The following is a 13771-nucleotide window of genomic DNA, read 5'->3' as shown; positions in this document are numbered from 1 at the left end:
GACGCTAGCGCGTCGCGGGAGGCGGCACCTGAAGCGGGGCGAGCGGCTCGGCGCGGACCTGCTGCGGCGTCGCAAGATCGAGCACCGCACGCAGGACCGGCATTGCGGCATCCGCCATCGCCGCGTGTCCCTCCGCGGTCGGATGCACCGCGCCGCCATAGACCGCGCTGGTCGCGCCCCAGGTCGCGTCGTGAAGATCGCTCGGCTGCAGCGCCGCGTTGATCCCTTCCGGGAAGGTCATGGCGGTGAAGTAGCTGTCGTTCGCGGTGCGAATCCAGCGCGCGCGGGGGCTATAGGGACGAAAGTCACGGGCCCGCAATCCGCAGCGCATCGGATCGGTCGCGGCATCGGAAGGATTGGTTTCGAAGCTGTCGCCGGTCTCGAGAAAGCATTCGCGGTCGAAAACGGGATCGCCCGGGGCGCGCGCGCAGAACCCGTGATGAGAGAATTCGGACTGGTGCTGGTCAACAAACGACATGCGTTCGGTCAGGGGATCGCGGCAGGCGCCCTTTGCCTCGCAGGTTGCAAGCGCGCGCAGGCGCGGCAGAAATTGCCTCTCCACGAAGTCGGAAGCCTCGCGAAGCCTTCCGGCATCCACGTTGAAAGCCGGATGCACGTCGAAGCCGGCGCGTCCCCCGGCGCAGACCTGGCCGCCATTGACCATGGCCGGGTTGCCATAGGTGACGAACACCACCCGTTGCAGATTGCCGCCGAGATAGGGCTTGATGGCGTTGCGCAGCTTCGCGAAATCGCGCGGGAAGTCCTCGAGATAGCCGCGCGCGTCGGAAACGTCGGCAATCAGGCCGCCGCGCCGGAACAGCGCGCGTTCGGTCGGAGCTTCGGTAATGACGTCGGCGACCAGGCCGGAGAACCAGATATCGTTCGCGCCGATCGTGAGCAGGATCGCGTCGAGCCGGCGCTCCTTGTCGGTCTTGTGCGCAAGGTCGAGTGCTTCCTTGAGCCGCACCATCTGCGCCACATTGGTGCTCGAACAGCCGCCGGTCGGCGGGCATTCACGAGCGCGCAGCGAATTGAAGAACCCGGCATCGATCGTCGAGCCGGAGCAAGCAAGCGGCAGGAAGGTGACCGCGATCTGCGGATTTTCGATCGCGAGCGCCAGTGCCGCGCGCAACTGATAGCCATAGAGCGAGCGGTGGCAGGCCGCACTCCACCAGCGTGCGTTCAGCTTCGACCAGTCCGCCGAGCTGTTGCCGCTGCTGCTCGACAGCGCGGGGTCGCACGCCTTGCTGCCCTTGAAGCCGGATCGGCCGGGGCGGAAATACTCGCTGGTGCTGCCGGCCAGGAAGCGCCGGAAGCAGAAGCCGCCATCGTCGAGCGCGATGGCACGATCCGGGTTGCCTTCGCCCGCCGCCACGGAATCTCCCATGCCGGCGATCAGCAGATCCTTCACCGTGATTTCGGCGATCACGCGCTGCGCAGTGCCGTCGGGCAATCCGACATCGACCGTCGCTATGGTGGTGCGCCCGCGTTTCACACGAATCCGGACCGGGTCGTCGCAGCGCGTGGTGGCCTGGCCCGGCTCGGACTGGCCGTCATCGAAGCTCCAGGCACAAAGCGCGTTCGGCGGCACGCCGCCTGCGGCCATCGCGGTGATCGGGTGATCGACGGGGCTGAGGTAGTTTTCCTTTTCGCCGTCGCGCTGACAGGTCTCCGGCAGCCGCCCGGTCTGGTCGACGCACAGGTTGTCGACCATGTCGCGCGCCCAGCCGCGGCCGTCGGTGGCACGCGCGAGCCGCTGTTCCGCCGCCAGAATGCCGTCCCCGCGATGGGCCGCGACATGACGGCGGAAATCCGCCTCGTTGCGGAACAGGCGAAAACGGTTGCGCACCTCCCATTCGATCCGGATCGGTCCGCCACCCGCGACCCCGCCGGGCGCATTCAACTGCAGCGGCGCAGGCGCACGAACCTGTGCCGCGGCCGGGAGGCTTACGGTGAGACCAATCAGGGCGGCAACGGCCGCAACAATCCGGGCGTACATGGAAAACCGAAAATCGAGATCAGCCCGTCGAATAGCATGAAGCTTTGGGCGGAAATATGGGTATCACGCGACCCGATCGTGTGCGGATTGCCGCTGTCTTGAGCAGGGAGCGTCGCGGGGGATCGGTGTTTTTTCCGGCAATACGGGGGCCATTCCAGCCCGGCGGGCCGCAAGGCAGATTTCCCGTGTCGCCATGACGATCAGGGCGAGCGAGAATGGCAGCATATAATAGATCGCGCGCCACACCAGCAGCGTCGCGAGCAACTCCTCCTTCGGATACTGGTACAGTGCAATCAGGATCGCGGCGTCGAACACTCCGAGGGCGCCGGGCGTGTGGCTGAGGAAGCCCAGCAGGGTCGCCAGCACGAAAATCACAACAAACGGCAGCAACTCCATGTCGGGGCTTGCCGGCAGCAATACGTACATACCGACCGCCGAGAGCCCGAGATCGGCAACCCCGATGAGGATCTGAACAAAGGTGAGGGGCGCATTCGGCAGCCGCACGGAAACGCCTTTGACGCCGACGATCCGCGCCCCGCATGCGAGCCAGAGCAGGTAGCCGCAAATCGCGGCAAGCCCCGCGATCCCGATGGCGCGATTGATCCAGGGCGGAAACTGGTCGATCGCGCTTGCCGCATGCGGCGCGATCGCCATTCCAAGACCCAGCACGAAGGCGTTACCAAGCCAGAATGTCAGTCCCGTGACAAAGGCGATCTTTGCGACGTCAATGAGAGAGAGACCGTAGGCGGAATAGATGCGAAATCGGATGGCCCCGCCGGTGAAGACGGTGGCCCCAAGATTGTGGCCGATCGAAAAGCTGGTGAACGCCGCCAGCGCCGCAATCCGGTACGGAACGTGCCGTGCACCGATCGTGCGCAGCGAGAAGAAGTCGTAGAAGGTGATGGTGAAATAGGCCGCGGCCACGAACCCGATCGAGATCGCGATATGGCTCGTCGGTATGGCTGCGATCGCGGTTAGGACGCGCTCCGGCTGGACATCGCGCAGCATCCTGTAGAGGGCGAGGCCGGCCAGGCACAGCACGATGAAGCTGGCGAGGAAGCCGAGTCTGTTCCAGCCGATCCGGTCGCGGATGAAGCCTGCAAGTCTGATCAGGGAATTCCGCATTCCGGGGTCCGGGGCGCGCGCTTCCGAAAGCGCGCAAGGGTGGGGATCGCGTCGCGGCGATCCTTCGATTCGCGATCCGCACATTCCGATTCATTCGCGACAGTTTTCTAACAAGTCCGAAATGTCCGGCGCCGCCCCGTCGTAAAACTGAGACATGCACGGCGCATCGTGGGGCATGCGATTCGACAAGGATTCTCCGGAAGCTGACGAAGTACAGGGCCGCGTGCGCCGCCATCCGGTTCGCGCACTGTTCCTGTCCGACGTTCATCTCGGCACGCGCGCAAGCAAGAGCGAGAAGCTCTACGACTTTCTGCGCCACCATGATGCGCGCACGATCTATCTGGTCGGCGACATCGTCGACGGCTGGCGCTTGCGCGCGCGCTGGCACTGGCCGCAGGCCCACAACGACGTGATCCGCGAATTGTTCGAAGCGGCGGCGCGCGGAACGAAGATCGTCTACCTGCCCGGCAACCACGACGCGTTCCTGCGTGATTATCCGGGTATTCATTTCGCCGGCGTCGAGGTGGCGGAGACCGCGACCCATGTCGCGGCCGATGGCCGTCGCTATGTGGTCGTGCATGGCGACCATTTCGATCGGGCCGCGCAGGTTCCGCACGGCATCGCAGCGATCGGCGGCCGGCTCAATGCGGCATTGTTCGCCCTCAGCGACCATTGGAATCGCCTGCGCATTCGTTTTGGATTGTCCGGCTGGTCGCTGTCGCAATGGGCGCGCCGCCGCGTCAAGGAGAGCATCGATTATCTCGGACAATTCGAGCGCGAAATCGCAGCGCTCGCGGCGGCACATCACGCCGACGGGGTGATCTGCGGACATGTCCATCATCCGGCGATGCATGACCGCCTTGGCGTTCGCTACATCAATTGCGGCGACTGGCTGGAAAGCTGCACCGCGGCGGTGGAACGCCTCGACGGCACCTTCGAAATCCGCTCATGGCCGGTCGCCGCCGGCGCGACGCAAACCCGGCCGCCGCTCGGCGGCCTGCAGGAGGCTTGATGCGCGTCCTCGTCGCAACCGACGCTTGGCATCCGCAGGTCAACGGCGTGGTGCGCACGCTGTCGACGCTCGCGACCACGGCGCCCCGGCACGGCGCCGAAATCGCATTCCTCACGCATGAGGGTTTCCGCTCGTTTCCGCTCCCGACCTATCCCGGGATCCGCTGCGCGCTCACCACTCCGTGGGCGATCACACGGCGTATCGATTCGCTTAATCCCGATGCGATCCATATCGCGACCGAGGGCACGATCGGGCATGCCGTGCGGCGCTATTGCCTCCGGCGCGGCCTCGCATTCACGACGAGCTTCCATACCCGGCTGCCGGAATATGTCGCAGCGCGGGCGCCGATTCCGGAGCGCTTCGTGTGGCGCTGGCTTCGGCGCTTCCACGGCGGCGCCGAGCGGGTGATGGTATCGACGCGATCTCTTATTACGGAATTGTCGGGACGCGGCTTCCGCAACCCGGTGCTGTGGCCGCGCGGCGTGGATGGCGAGGTCTTCGCGCCGCGAAGGCCCGCGCTCGGCCTCTTGCCGCTCGATCTGCCGCGTCCGATCTTCCTCACGGTCGGGCGTGTTGCTGTCGAGAAGAATATCGAGGCCTTCCTGTCGCTCGATCTGCCGGGCACCAAGGTCGTGGTCGGTGACGGACCGATGCGAAGCGAATTGATGCAGCGATTTCCGCAGGCGGTGTTCCTTGGCGAGCGCCAGCGCGACGAGCTTGCGGCGATATACAGCGCGGCCGACGTGTTCGTGTTTCCGAGCCGGACCGATACCTTTGGTCTTGTGATGCTCGAAGCCCTGTCCTGCGGAATCCCGGTCGCGGCCTATCCGGTTCCGGGCCCGCTCGATGTGATCGGGGACGCGCCGGTCGGCGCGCTGGACGACGATTTGCGGGCGGCCTGCCTGCGGGCGCTCGGCATCGATCGAACCGTCTGCCGGGCGTTCGCGAGCCGCATGACATGGGACCGATGCGCGCGGATGTTTCTCGACAATCTCGCAATCCTGCGACAGGGAGCGACGATCGGAGATCAAGCGCCGATGCCGTCGGCGGGCGCGCGCATGGTCGCGCATTCACGCTGAGCCCGCGGCTGCGTCACGGCCGGATCAGCCGGTGTTCCAGCAGGCCCGGGTCCTGCAACTGCATGAAGCGCAAGGCAAAGCCTTCCGGGAACAGCCGGACCACCCGGCCGATGACGCTGCCGACCGCCAGCACATCACCAAGTTGCGGGGTGATCTCGGTGGAGACCGCGGCCCCCGCCACCGACATGTCGATCACGAAACAGCCGCTGGTCGTGCCGTCCGCGAGCAGCAAGGTGGAGTGCGGCTTTTCGGGTACGATGCGCTTGTGGGTCCGGTCGTCCGGCAGGTTGTGAAATTCGTGCTTGTCGAGCCAGTCGATCTTTGCGGCAAGCCAGGCGCGTCCGGAATCGGGTAGCACCAGCCGGATCACAAATCCGGTTTCAAAGACCCGGATGATGCGGCCATCGAGTTTTCCGAGTTCCTCGAACTGCGCAATGACGCGCTCGCCGACCGGGCCGGTGACCGGCCCGATCAGCGCAACATAGTCCGCCGAGATGTCGACCGTCCGGCATGCGAATTCGCGCCGCTCGCCGCGGGCGTTCCGCCTGCCAGCGAGCGAATAGCGGCCGGCTACACTGACGCTCGTCCGCGCCGAACGACGTCGGTCTACAATTTCGATGTCCTGTGGATTTCCTGCAGGTTCTGCCATCCTGGCCCCCGCTTGATGTTCCAGCGGGTAGGATGACACCAAAATACCAAGAATATCCTGCGGGAATTGCTTAAAATGCGATCATGGATTTTTCCAATCCGTATCAGGATGCGATGCGCGGTATTAACGGCTTGCAAAGCAAGAGCGCGCGGATGCCGCTCGAAAACAGCCGAAGTGAAGGGTCTGCCGGATAATGTTGATTAGCTTTTTCGCCGAGTTGAAATCCGCCGGACTGCCGGTCACGCTGCGCGAATATCTGACGCTGATGGAGGCGATGGACGCCGACCTCGCCTCGCGGAAGGTCGAGGATTTCTACTATCTGTCGCGCGCGGTGCTGGTGAAGGACGAGCGCAATCTCGACAAGTTCGACCGCGTGTTCGGACACGTCTTCAAGGGCCTCTCGCTGATGGAGGAGGCGCTGACCGCCGACATCCCCGAGGAATGGCTGAAGTCGCTCGCGGAGAAGTATCTTACCGAGGAGGAAAAGAAGCAGATCGAGGCGATGGGCGGGCTCGACAAGCTGCTCGAGACGCTGAAGAAACGGCTGGAGGAGCAGAAGGGCCGCCACCAGGGAGGCTCAAAATGGATCGGAACGGGGGGCACCTCGCCGTTCGGCAATTCCGGCTACAATCCGGAGGGCATCCGCATCGGCGGCGAAAGCAAGCATCGCCGCGCCGTGAAGGTGTGGGACAAACGCGAGTTCAAGGATTTCGACGACGAGGTCGAGATCGGCACCCGCAACATCAAAATCGCGCTGCGGCGGCTGCGCAAGTTCGCACGCACCGGCTCGGCCGACGAACTCGATCTCGACGGCACCATCAAGGGTACCGCGCACAAGGGCTATCTCGACATCCACATGCGCCCGGAGCGGCACAATGCGGTGAAGGTGCTGCTGTTCTTCGATGTCGGCGGCTCGATGGACTGGCACATCAAGGTGACGGAGGAACTGTTTTCCGCCGCGCGCGCCGAGTTCAAGCACATGGAGCATTTCTACTTCCACAATTGCCTGTACGAGCGGGTGTGGAAGGAGAACCGGCGGCGCTTCACCGACACCACGCCGACCTTCGACGTGATGCATAAATATCCGCACGACTACAAGGTGATCTTCATAGGCGACGCGTCGATGTCGCCATACGAGATCGCGATGCCGGGCGGCTCGGTCGAGCACATGAACGAGGAGCCGGGGCAGATCTGGATGGAACGCATCACGCGCACCTATCCCGCCGCGGTGTGGCTCAATCCGGTGCCGGAAGCGGAATGGGACTATACGCAGTCGATCCGCATGATGAAGCAATTGATGGGCGGACGGATGTATCCCTTGACGCTGGAGGGGCTGGACCGGGCGATGCGGGAACTGGTGCGGTAGCGCCGGCCAGGCTGCGCGACAGCCGGATCGATCCGGCATATGCGAGGCGGGAATGCAATTCCGTCGCGTCTGGCATCAGGAGCCAAACATGGAACGTGATCTTTTCACACGATTTCAGCCGGATGCCGATGCCCTGGTAGCGCGCCTCTCTCGAAATATCGATGATGCCATGCTGGAGCATATCGCGCTGAACGATCCCGTCGGCTCATTTGTTGCTGTCTATCTGGAGGAACTTCGCGAGATTCGCGACGATGGCATCGCTCCGAAATGGCCATGGGAATCAATGGAGGCGGTGGAGTTCGCCACCTACGAAGATCCGGATAGCGTGACGGGTGCATGGCACGGCGTCCGCGGACATTGGGCGCGAGCCTTCGCGGCTGCGCTATTGCTGCGGGCTTATGGAGACGACGAGATCGCATCCACATGCACAGGTGTCTATTACCCGCGGCTCATGACCTTGCTCGAAAGCCTTCGAAGTCTTGACGCCGGGCTCGAAATCGAAGCAATGGCGTCTCTGGCGTGGCTTGTTTTGCGCATCCACGAAAGAGATAGCGAGGATAGCGAGCGGATTTACTTCGGGCTTGGCATTCTGGACCTGGCGGTGAGATGCCGGAATTTCGATTGCGATGCCTCGATCGTCGCGCTCTGCGAATGGCTGGTAACGGAAGAGAAGCGGCTCTTTCAGTACAGGCACCGATACCGAGGCGAAAGCTATCGCGAATGTTCGCAGAACTGGCTCTTGAGGGCCGATGACCCACTGAATTCGGAAAGGTGGGTTCGGCTTGGCGCGCGACTTGCCGCATCGACGCGGACCGGTCGTTCGGGCGATGCCGCCCGCTCGATCGGCCGGCTGTTGTCCGGAGAAGCCAGGCCGAATGCCGACGCAGGCTCCAACGTTGTTTGAGCAACGGGCACGAAAGCTCTCACGAATTCGGTTGTGCGATGCGCGAACCGGCACGGCGTCACGACCGCCAAACCAGAGCTTGTCTTCACGGCCGCGACGGGTCGGGCCGCAGCATGGGATCGATGGTGAGCGTGCCGATCGCCCGCGACACGCAGGCGCAGAGCTTCTTGTTCTCGTGCTTCTGGTGATCGCTGAAAAACACATCGCGGTGGTCGACCTGTCCGTCGATCGCGACGATGTTGAGCGCGCAGACGCCGCATTCGCCGCGCCGGCAATCCGAAATCACGCCGATGCCGGCGTCTTCCAGCGCGTCCAGAATCGTTTGCGTTTCCGGGACCACGATTTCCTGGCCGCTCTGCGCGATCCGCAGGCGGAACGGTTCGGTGGCGAACGTGCCGCTCGAACCGAAAGTCTCGAAGCGCAAATCCGCATGCGGCCGGCCGAGTTCCCGCCAGACGCGCCGTGCCTCGTCGAGCAGGGGCAGCGGCCCGCAGACCGCGGCGATGCCGCCCGGCCCCAGCGCCGTGAGTTCTGCTTTGACATCGAGCCGCTGGCCCTCTCTTGACACGAATGTCTGCAGCCGCTCGCCGAGCCGCGCGCGCAGATCGTCGGCAAAGGCCAGTTCATCCCTGCTGCGCGCGCAATAGGCCATGCGCAGCGACGCGCCGCTGCGCGCGGCCTCGTGCGCCAGCGCATGCGCCATTCCGACCAGTGGCGTAATGCCGATGCCGCCCGCGATCACGAGATAATCCGGACGGCCGAAGTCGATTTCGAAATGGCTGCGCGGGCTGGAGACCGTGATCTGCGCGCCCTCGCGCAGCGACCACATATAGGCCGAGCCGCCGCGGCTTTCGGGCGTGCGCTTCACGGCGATGCGATAGGCGTCGGGCAGCGCCGGGCCGATCAGCGAATAGGAGCGGGTATCGGCGCGGTCGCCGATCATCACGGTGACGTTGAGGTGCCCGCCGAGCGGAATCTGCGCCGGGCTCCCTGCGGCCGGCACCAGTTCGAACAGACGAATCGTCGGCGTGATATTGCGCGCCGCGCGCACATGCGCCGCCGTCCAGGTCTCGATCACGCGCATGACCGGCGCCTCTCTACTCGGCTGCGCGGAGTGCGGCGGTCGTTTCGTCGCGGATCATTTGCTCCTGGATGCGGCGTGCCCACATCGCACCGCCATCGATATTGAGATTGTAGAACACCGCGTCCGGGTTTTCTTCCATCGCAACCTGCTGAGCCTCCAGCACCGCCTCGTCCTCGGCGATGATTGCAGCGTTGCGCTCGCGCGTTTCGGTGGTGAGACGCTGGTCGTTGAGCTTGAAATTCCTTCGCACGACCCAGAAGAAATGGCAGCGCCGCTCGGTCTCCGGCGTGATGAAGTGACAGACGCGCAGGTTCACGCCCTGCGAGCGGTCGCCCTGCGGTGCGCCGGTGCCCGCGATCGCGACGCCGACATCGAGCACGATCGCGGCGGGCGCCTCGAAATTGATGTATTGCCAGCGATCGACCTTCACCGGGCCGGTGGCACCGAGCTGGAACGCCCAGAATGGCGGCGGATCGATATCCAGCATCCAGCGCGTCAGATGCGCGGTGCGTTCGCCATGTGTGACCTCGAATGGCGCTTCGGCCACCGCCGCATTGCCGATCGACGTGCGGTGCACGAAGGACTCGTGCGTCAGGTCCATCAGGTTGTCGCAGACCAGCCGGTAGTTGCAGGCGAGCGGCGTCAGCTTGCCTTCACCGGCCCAGGAGGGATCGTCCACCCAATGCATGTCGGGGATCGTTGCGGGATCGGCGAGTGCCGGGTTGCCCATCCATATCCAGGCGAACCGATATTTTTCGACGACCGGAAATTTCCGCACGCAGGCCGACGGATTGATCGTCTCCTGCGACGGCATGAAGGTGCAGCGCCCGTTCGGATCGAACTTCAGGCCGTGATAGCCGCACACCACCTCGTCGCCATCGAGCCAGCCCTTCGAGAGCGGCACGAGACGATGCCAGCAGGCGTCCTCCAGTGCGGCAATCTGTCCGGATGCGGTGCGGTACATCACGATCTTCCTGCCGCAGATCGTACGAGGCATCAGCGTGCGCTTTACTTCGTAGTCCCACGCGGCGACGTACCAGGCGTTGTAGGGGAACGAGCGATCGGATTGGGACATCGGCATGTTTCCTCACCCGAGCCTGAGGCGTTTTTTTTGGCGGTCCCGTCTGATGCGGCGGCTCGCAGGCTGGAATTGTAACAGCGCGAGGTCGGGACTGCCAATGGCGCGAAACGCGCGTGGCGCCGGGTTACGCTGGTCGAGCGGGATCACGCGGCACGGGAGCCGGTGCTATGGCTCTGGTCGTTGACCCTTCGAGTGATGATCGATTCCGGCCGGACAGCCCTCGCCACAATCGCTGATATGGATATTCCGCGAGCCAGGCCGCGGCAAAGACCAGCGGGATGGCCAGGGTAACGCGCAGCCAGGGGGGTGTGTGACCCCAATAGTCCGTCGTGATGATCGGAAAATGCAGGACGTAAAGTCCATAGGAAATGCTGCCGAGCACGACCACGAGTCGTCGCGTCCGTGCGCCGATTTCCCATTTGCGGTTCCAGAGCGCGCGGGCTGCGCCGAGAAACAGGAGACACGCGGCAGCATGCCGTAGCTCCAGCAGCGGATGAATCCCGGGACCATGGGTGTGGCGCTGCGCGAGCGCCGTCACCACGGGTATGGCAAAAGCCAGCGTCATCAACAGCATCGACAGGAGGACGCCGCGCGGAAATTCCTCCTCGTTGACATAGGCGCGGCCGAGTTCGGCGCCCGCCCACCAGATCGGGAAATAGGCCAGGAAGAGCAGCGGCTGGAAGAAACCGATCATGTTGTAGGCGCCGGCTGCCATCAGTCCGCCGCAGGTCACGACCGCGCATTGACGGCGGCGCGGCACCAGCGAATAGACCGGAAAGAACATCAGGTAGAACCACCATTCGTAGGACAGCGACCAGAGCGCCGCGTTGCCGGCGAAGGTGTCGAACAGGACGCCGGGCTTGCCGCCTGCGAAATCCTGCAGCATCAGCAGATTTCCGAGAGAATCCTTCCAGTCGAAATGAAATCCGGCCAGTGCGCCGCTCAGCACCAGTGCCAGCAGGAAGATCGGATAGATCCGCAGCAACCGGTGCCGAAGATAGTCGCGGAACGACAGGTCGCCGCGGCCGACCGAGAGCGCGATCACGAAGCCCGAAACGATGAAGAACACGATCACCGCTTCCTGGCCGAAGAACAGCGGGAACACGGCCGGTGATTTGATTCCCAGTCCGGCGATGACGAGATGGCTCAGAAACACGTAAATCGAGCAGGCGGCACGCAGGCCCTCGATGGCGATGACCTTCTCCATGCGCAAGGCTCGACAACCTTTGAACTGAATCCGGAATGGGATCAGGCTGGAGACGTGACACTTCGCCGGGCGGATGCAAAGAGAGCCGTCAGCACGATGGCGGTTTACCTTAACGCCGCCAGGGCGCGGCGCTTCCCGCCGGCGCACCAGAGCATCGTTCCGCGAACGGGCTTGCCCCGGCTAGTCAGGGGCGAATAGGAAGAGGATGATATCCATGCGCGTGGCGCGGTCCCGAACCGGTGAAACCCGATGATGGCGCCGGACGGGGGTGAGGCCGGCGCGCGCGGCCCGATCGTCATCCTGGTCGACGCCGATGCGTGCCCGGTGAAGGCGGAAATCTACAAGGTCGCGGAGCGACACGGGCTCCGGGTATTCGTGGTTGCGAATGCACCGATCGCAATACCTCGGGACGCATTGATCGAGCGGGTGGTGGTACCGGGCGGCATGGACAAGGCCGATGACTGGATCGCCGAGCGGGCGGGCCCCGGCACGATCGTCGTAACCGCGGACATTCCACTGGCGAGTCGCGGCATCAAGGCCGGTGCTGTCGTGATTGCCCCCGACGGCCGCACCTTCACTGACGACTCGATCGGCATGACGCTTGCCACCCGCAATCTGATGGACGAACTGCGGTCTGCAGGGGCTTCGACGCGCGGACCGGCACCGTTTTCCCGACAGGCCCGATCCGCATTCGTCTCCGCGCTCGATCTTGCGGTCGTCCGCCTGAAGCGCGCAGGTTTTGCCGCAACGTGAGCGCATCGCGGCAACTGGTTGATGCAGCGGCTTCATCCGCGTGTTCTCCCCGCAACACATGGGAAAAACGCACGATTCTGCCTCGACTTCGGCACCTCAATGCCATCATGATGCGAATCTGGCTGGCGGCGCATGTCACCGGCTTTCGGCGGCTGACCGGCAATCTCCAAAATGTCCGGCAGGCAAGGGGGTGTCCTATGCGAAAAATCGGATTTGTGCTGGCGGCATTGGCTGCCGCGCTGTTGCTTTCGGGCGGAACCGCCGAGGCGCAGCGGCGCGCCAGAGTGGTCGTGACGCCGGCGCCCTGGTATGCGCCGTGGTGGGGCTTCTGGTCGACAATGCCGTGGACCGTTCGGGATCCGAGGCTGGCGCGTTCGAATTTCTGGGTCGGCGCCGGCGCGACCGGCGCCTATTTCGCGCTACGTTCCGGCCACCGTTACGGCGACTGGTGGAAGGCCAAAGGCGGTCACGGCATCCACAGTGCGGGCGGCGCCTATGTCGCCACCAGCGCGGCCTGCGCCGCCGTCTCTCCGATCGTCGGAACCATCCTGACGCAGCGCGAACTGACGCAGCGCGAAGTGTTTGTCTCCACTGCCAATTGTTTCGTGCCGATCCTCGGCGGCATGTGGATGAATTACTGGTTCGACTATTACGGCTGGGACAGGCCGAAGGGCAAGCGCCGGTAGACAAGCGCCGGTAGGGGGCGGCGAGCCGGTATCGATCCGGAGAAAAGCCGGCCTGCGCGGCCGGCATTCCGCCTTTCGGTTGTGAAGCTTGACCGCATATTACAAGCGCCCGCTTGTCACCAGCGGGCGTTGTCGCAGGACGTCCAGCGTCCGTAACCGAGATCGATCGGGCAGGACAATCCGGGCGGTGGACGGTAGGGGCGCCCATGCTGGTCGAAGGACGGGTCCGCCGGCCGCCAGCGATAAACCGGCGGATGCACGCGCTTGACGCGGACCGGCCTGTCAGCCGACTTGTGAGCGGATTTCCGCGCAGATGATGCATCGAGGCCGGCGGTTGCCGGGGCGGGACCGGCAGTGGCTGTGAATAGCGCCGCGGACAGCGCGAGCATCGCGAAACGCCCGCGCGCGATCACCATGACGGACACGCGGCCCAGCGCCCGTAACCGAGGTCCTCGACACACTGACCGATGGATTTGCGCCAGGCATATTCGCCGGCATATCCCGGCGGTCCGATATAGCCAAAGGACGGAGCGATTCCCGGCCTGCGGTAATACGGCGAGCGCGAGTCGATAACGGCGGCCCTGCGCCGAATGATAACGACCGGTTTCCGGGCCGCGCGTTTCCGGGTCACGTTTTGTGAGAGGCGGCCGTCGGAACGCGCGACCTGCGCCTCTTTGACGGCGCCAGCGTCGGCGCTGGCGCCCAACAGCATGATCGCCCCCATGAGTGTCACGATGCCGCCGGCGCACAGGATCTTCATTGCCGCTTTGCCTTTGCCGCCCGCCTTGATGAGCAACGCATCATGGCTGATCCGCCAGATGCGAGG

14 protein-coding genes are annotated in these 13771 nt (G+C 64.3%); 6 read left to right on the top strand and 8 right to left on the bottom strand.

Annotation, left to right across the window (positions count from 1 at the left end; all coding sequences use genetic code 11):
• Positions 1–4: 4 nt before the first annotated feature.
• Positions 5–1999, bottom strand: a complete 1995-nt coding sequence (locus AB7F49_RS06705; protein ID WP_428521052.1) for a hypothetical protein — start codon at positions 1997–1999, stop codon at positions 5–7.
• A 63-nt stretch (positions 2000–2062) separates the two neighbouring features.
• Positions 2063–3124 carry a UPF0104 family protein gene (locus AB7F49_RS06700; RefSeq protein WP_428521051.1) on the bottom strand — a complete coding sequence of 354 codons (1062 nt, stop codon included), beginning with the start codon at positions 3122–3124 and terminating at the stop codon, positions 2063–2065.
• 175 nt (positions 3125–3299) lie between these two features.
• Here AB7F49_RS06700 and AB7F49_RS06695 point away from each other — a divergent pair, with 175 nt between their 5' ends.
• Both AB7F49_RS06695 and AB7F49_RS06690 read left to right on the top strand, forming a co-directional pair.
• On the top strand, positions 3300–4136 hold the full coding sequence (locus AB7F49_RS06695) for a UDP-2,3-diacylglucosamine diphosphatase (protein WP_428521050.1): 837 nt from the start codon (positions 3300–3302) through the stop codon (positions 4134–4136).
• Entirely contained in the window at positions 4136–5215 is a 1080-nt protein-coding gene (locus AB7F49_RS06690; protein WP_428521049.1) for a glycosyltransferase family 4 protein, read from the top strand. The genes AB7F49_RS06695 and AB7F49_RS06690 overlap by 1 nt, the downstream gene beginning before the upstream one ends.
• Positions 5216–5228: 13 nt before the next feature.
• Here AB7F49_RS06690 and AB7F49_RS06685 read toward each other — a convergent pair whose 3' ends face one another.
• On the bottom strand, positions 5229–5864 hold the full coding sequence (locus AB7F49_RS06685; protein WP_428521048.1) for a PilZ domain-containing protein: 636 nt from the start codon (positions 5862–5864) through the stop codon (positions 5229–5231).
• A gap of 193 nt (positions 5865–6057) precedes the next feature.
• Here AB7F49_RS06685 and AB7F49_RS06680 point away from each other — a divergent pair, with 193 nt between their 5' ends.
• The gene (locus tag AB7F49_RS06680; protein WP_428521047.1) at positions 6058–7230 is read left to right on the top strand and encodes a vWA domain-containing protein; all 1173 of its coding nucleotides are present in this window, start codon (positions 6058–6060) and stop codon (positions 7228–7230) included.
• Positions 7231–7318: 88 nt separating this feature from the next.
• A complete protein-coding gene (locus AB7F49_RS06675; RefSeq protein WP_428521046.1) occupies positions 7319–8134 on the top strand; it encodes a hypothetical protein in 816 nt (271 codons plus the stop codon).
• An 85-nt stretch (positions 8135–8219) separates the two neighbouring features.
• Here AB7F49_RS06675 and AB7F49_RS06670 read toward each other — a convergent pair whose 3' ends face one another.
• From AB7F49_RS06670 to AB7F49_RS06660, 3 genes are all read right to left on the bottom strand, one after another.
• Positions 8220–9218 (bottom strand): PDR/VanB family oxidoreductase, encoded by a 999-nt coding sequence (locus AB7F49_RS06670; RefSeq protein WP_428521045.1) that lies wholly within the window; start codon positions 9216–9218, stop codon positions 8220–8222.
• Between the two features lie 13 nt (positions 9219–9231).
• Positions 9232–10299 (bottom strand): Rieske 2Fe-2S domain-containing protein, encoded by a 1068-nt coding sequence (locus tag AB7F49_RS06665; RefSeq protein ID WP_428521044.1) that lies wholly within the window; start codon positions 10297–10299, stop codon positions 9232–9234.
• A 124-nt stretch (positions 10300–10423) separates the two neighbouring features.
• Positions 10424–11506, bottom strand: coding sequence for an acyltransferase family protein (locus AB7F49_RS06660; protein WP_428521043.1), 1083 nt, complete (start codon positions 11504–11506; stop codon positions 10424–10426).
• A 252-nt stretch (positions 11507–11758) separates the two neighbouring features.
• On the opposite strand from AB7F49_RS06660, the gene AB7F49_RS06655 reads away from it, so the two are divergent.
• Both AB7F49_RS06655 and AB7F49_RS06650 read left to right on the top strand, forming a co-directional pair.
• Positions 11759–12259 (top strand): YaiI/YqxD family protein, encoded by a 501-nt coding sequence (locus tag AB7F49_RS06655; protein WP_428521076.1) that lies wholly within the window; start codon positions 11759–11761, stop codon positions 12257–12259.
• Between the two features lie 107 nt (positions 12260–12366).
• Positions 12367–12945, top strand: a complete 579-nt coding sequence (locus AB7F49_RS06650) for a hypothetical protein (protein ID WP_428521042.1) — start codon at positions 12367–12369, stop codon at positions 12943–12945.
• A gap of 116 nt (positions 12946–13061) precedes the next feature.
• Here the strand turns inward: AB7F49_RS06650 and AB7F49_RS06645 are convergent, their stop codons facing one another.
• Both AB7F49_RS06645 and AB7F49_RS06640 read right to left on the bottom strand, forming a co-directional pair.
• Positions 13062–13370 (bottom strand): hypothetical protein, encoded by a 309-nt coding sequence (locus AB7F49_RS06645; protein WP_428521041.1) that lies wholly within the window; start codon positions 13368–13370, stop codon positions 13062–13064.
• Positions 13355–13705 carry a hypothetical protein gene (locus AB7F49_RS06640; RefSeq protein WP_428521040.1) on the bottom strand — a complete coding sequence of 117 codons (351 nt, stop codon included), beginning with the start codon at positions 13703–13705 and terminating at the stop codon, positions 13355–13357. The genes AB7F49_RS06645 and AB7F49_RS06640 overlap by 16 nt, the downstream gene beginning before the upstream one ends.
• Positions 13706–13771 lie beyond the last annotated feature (66 nt).

The sequence above is a fragment of the Pseudorhodoplanes sp. genome (genome assembly GCF_050250235.1).
Classification (GTDB): domain Bacteria; phylum Pseudomonadota; class Alphaproteobacteria; order Rhizobiales; family Xanthobacteraceae; genus Pseudorhodoplanes.
Note: the sequence above shows the minus strand (reverse complement) of the source record. Positions and strands in the feature narration are given on the sequence as shown.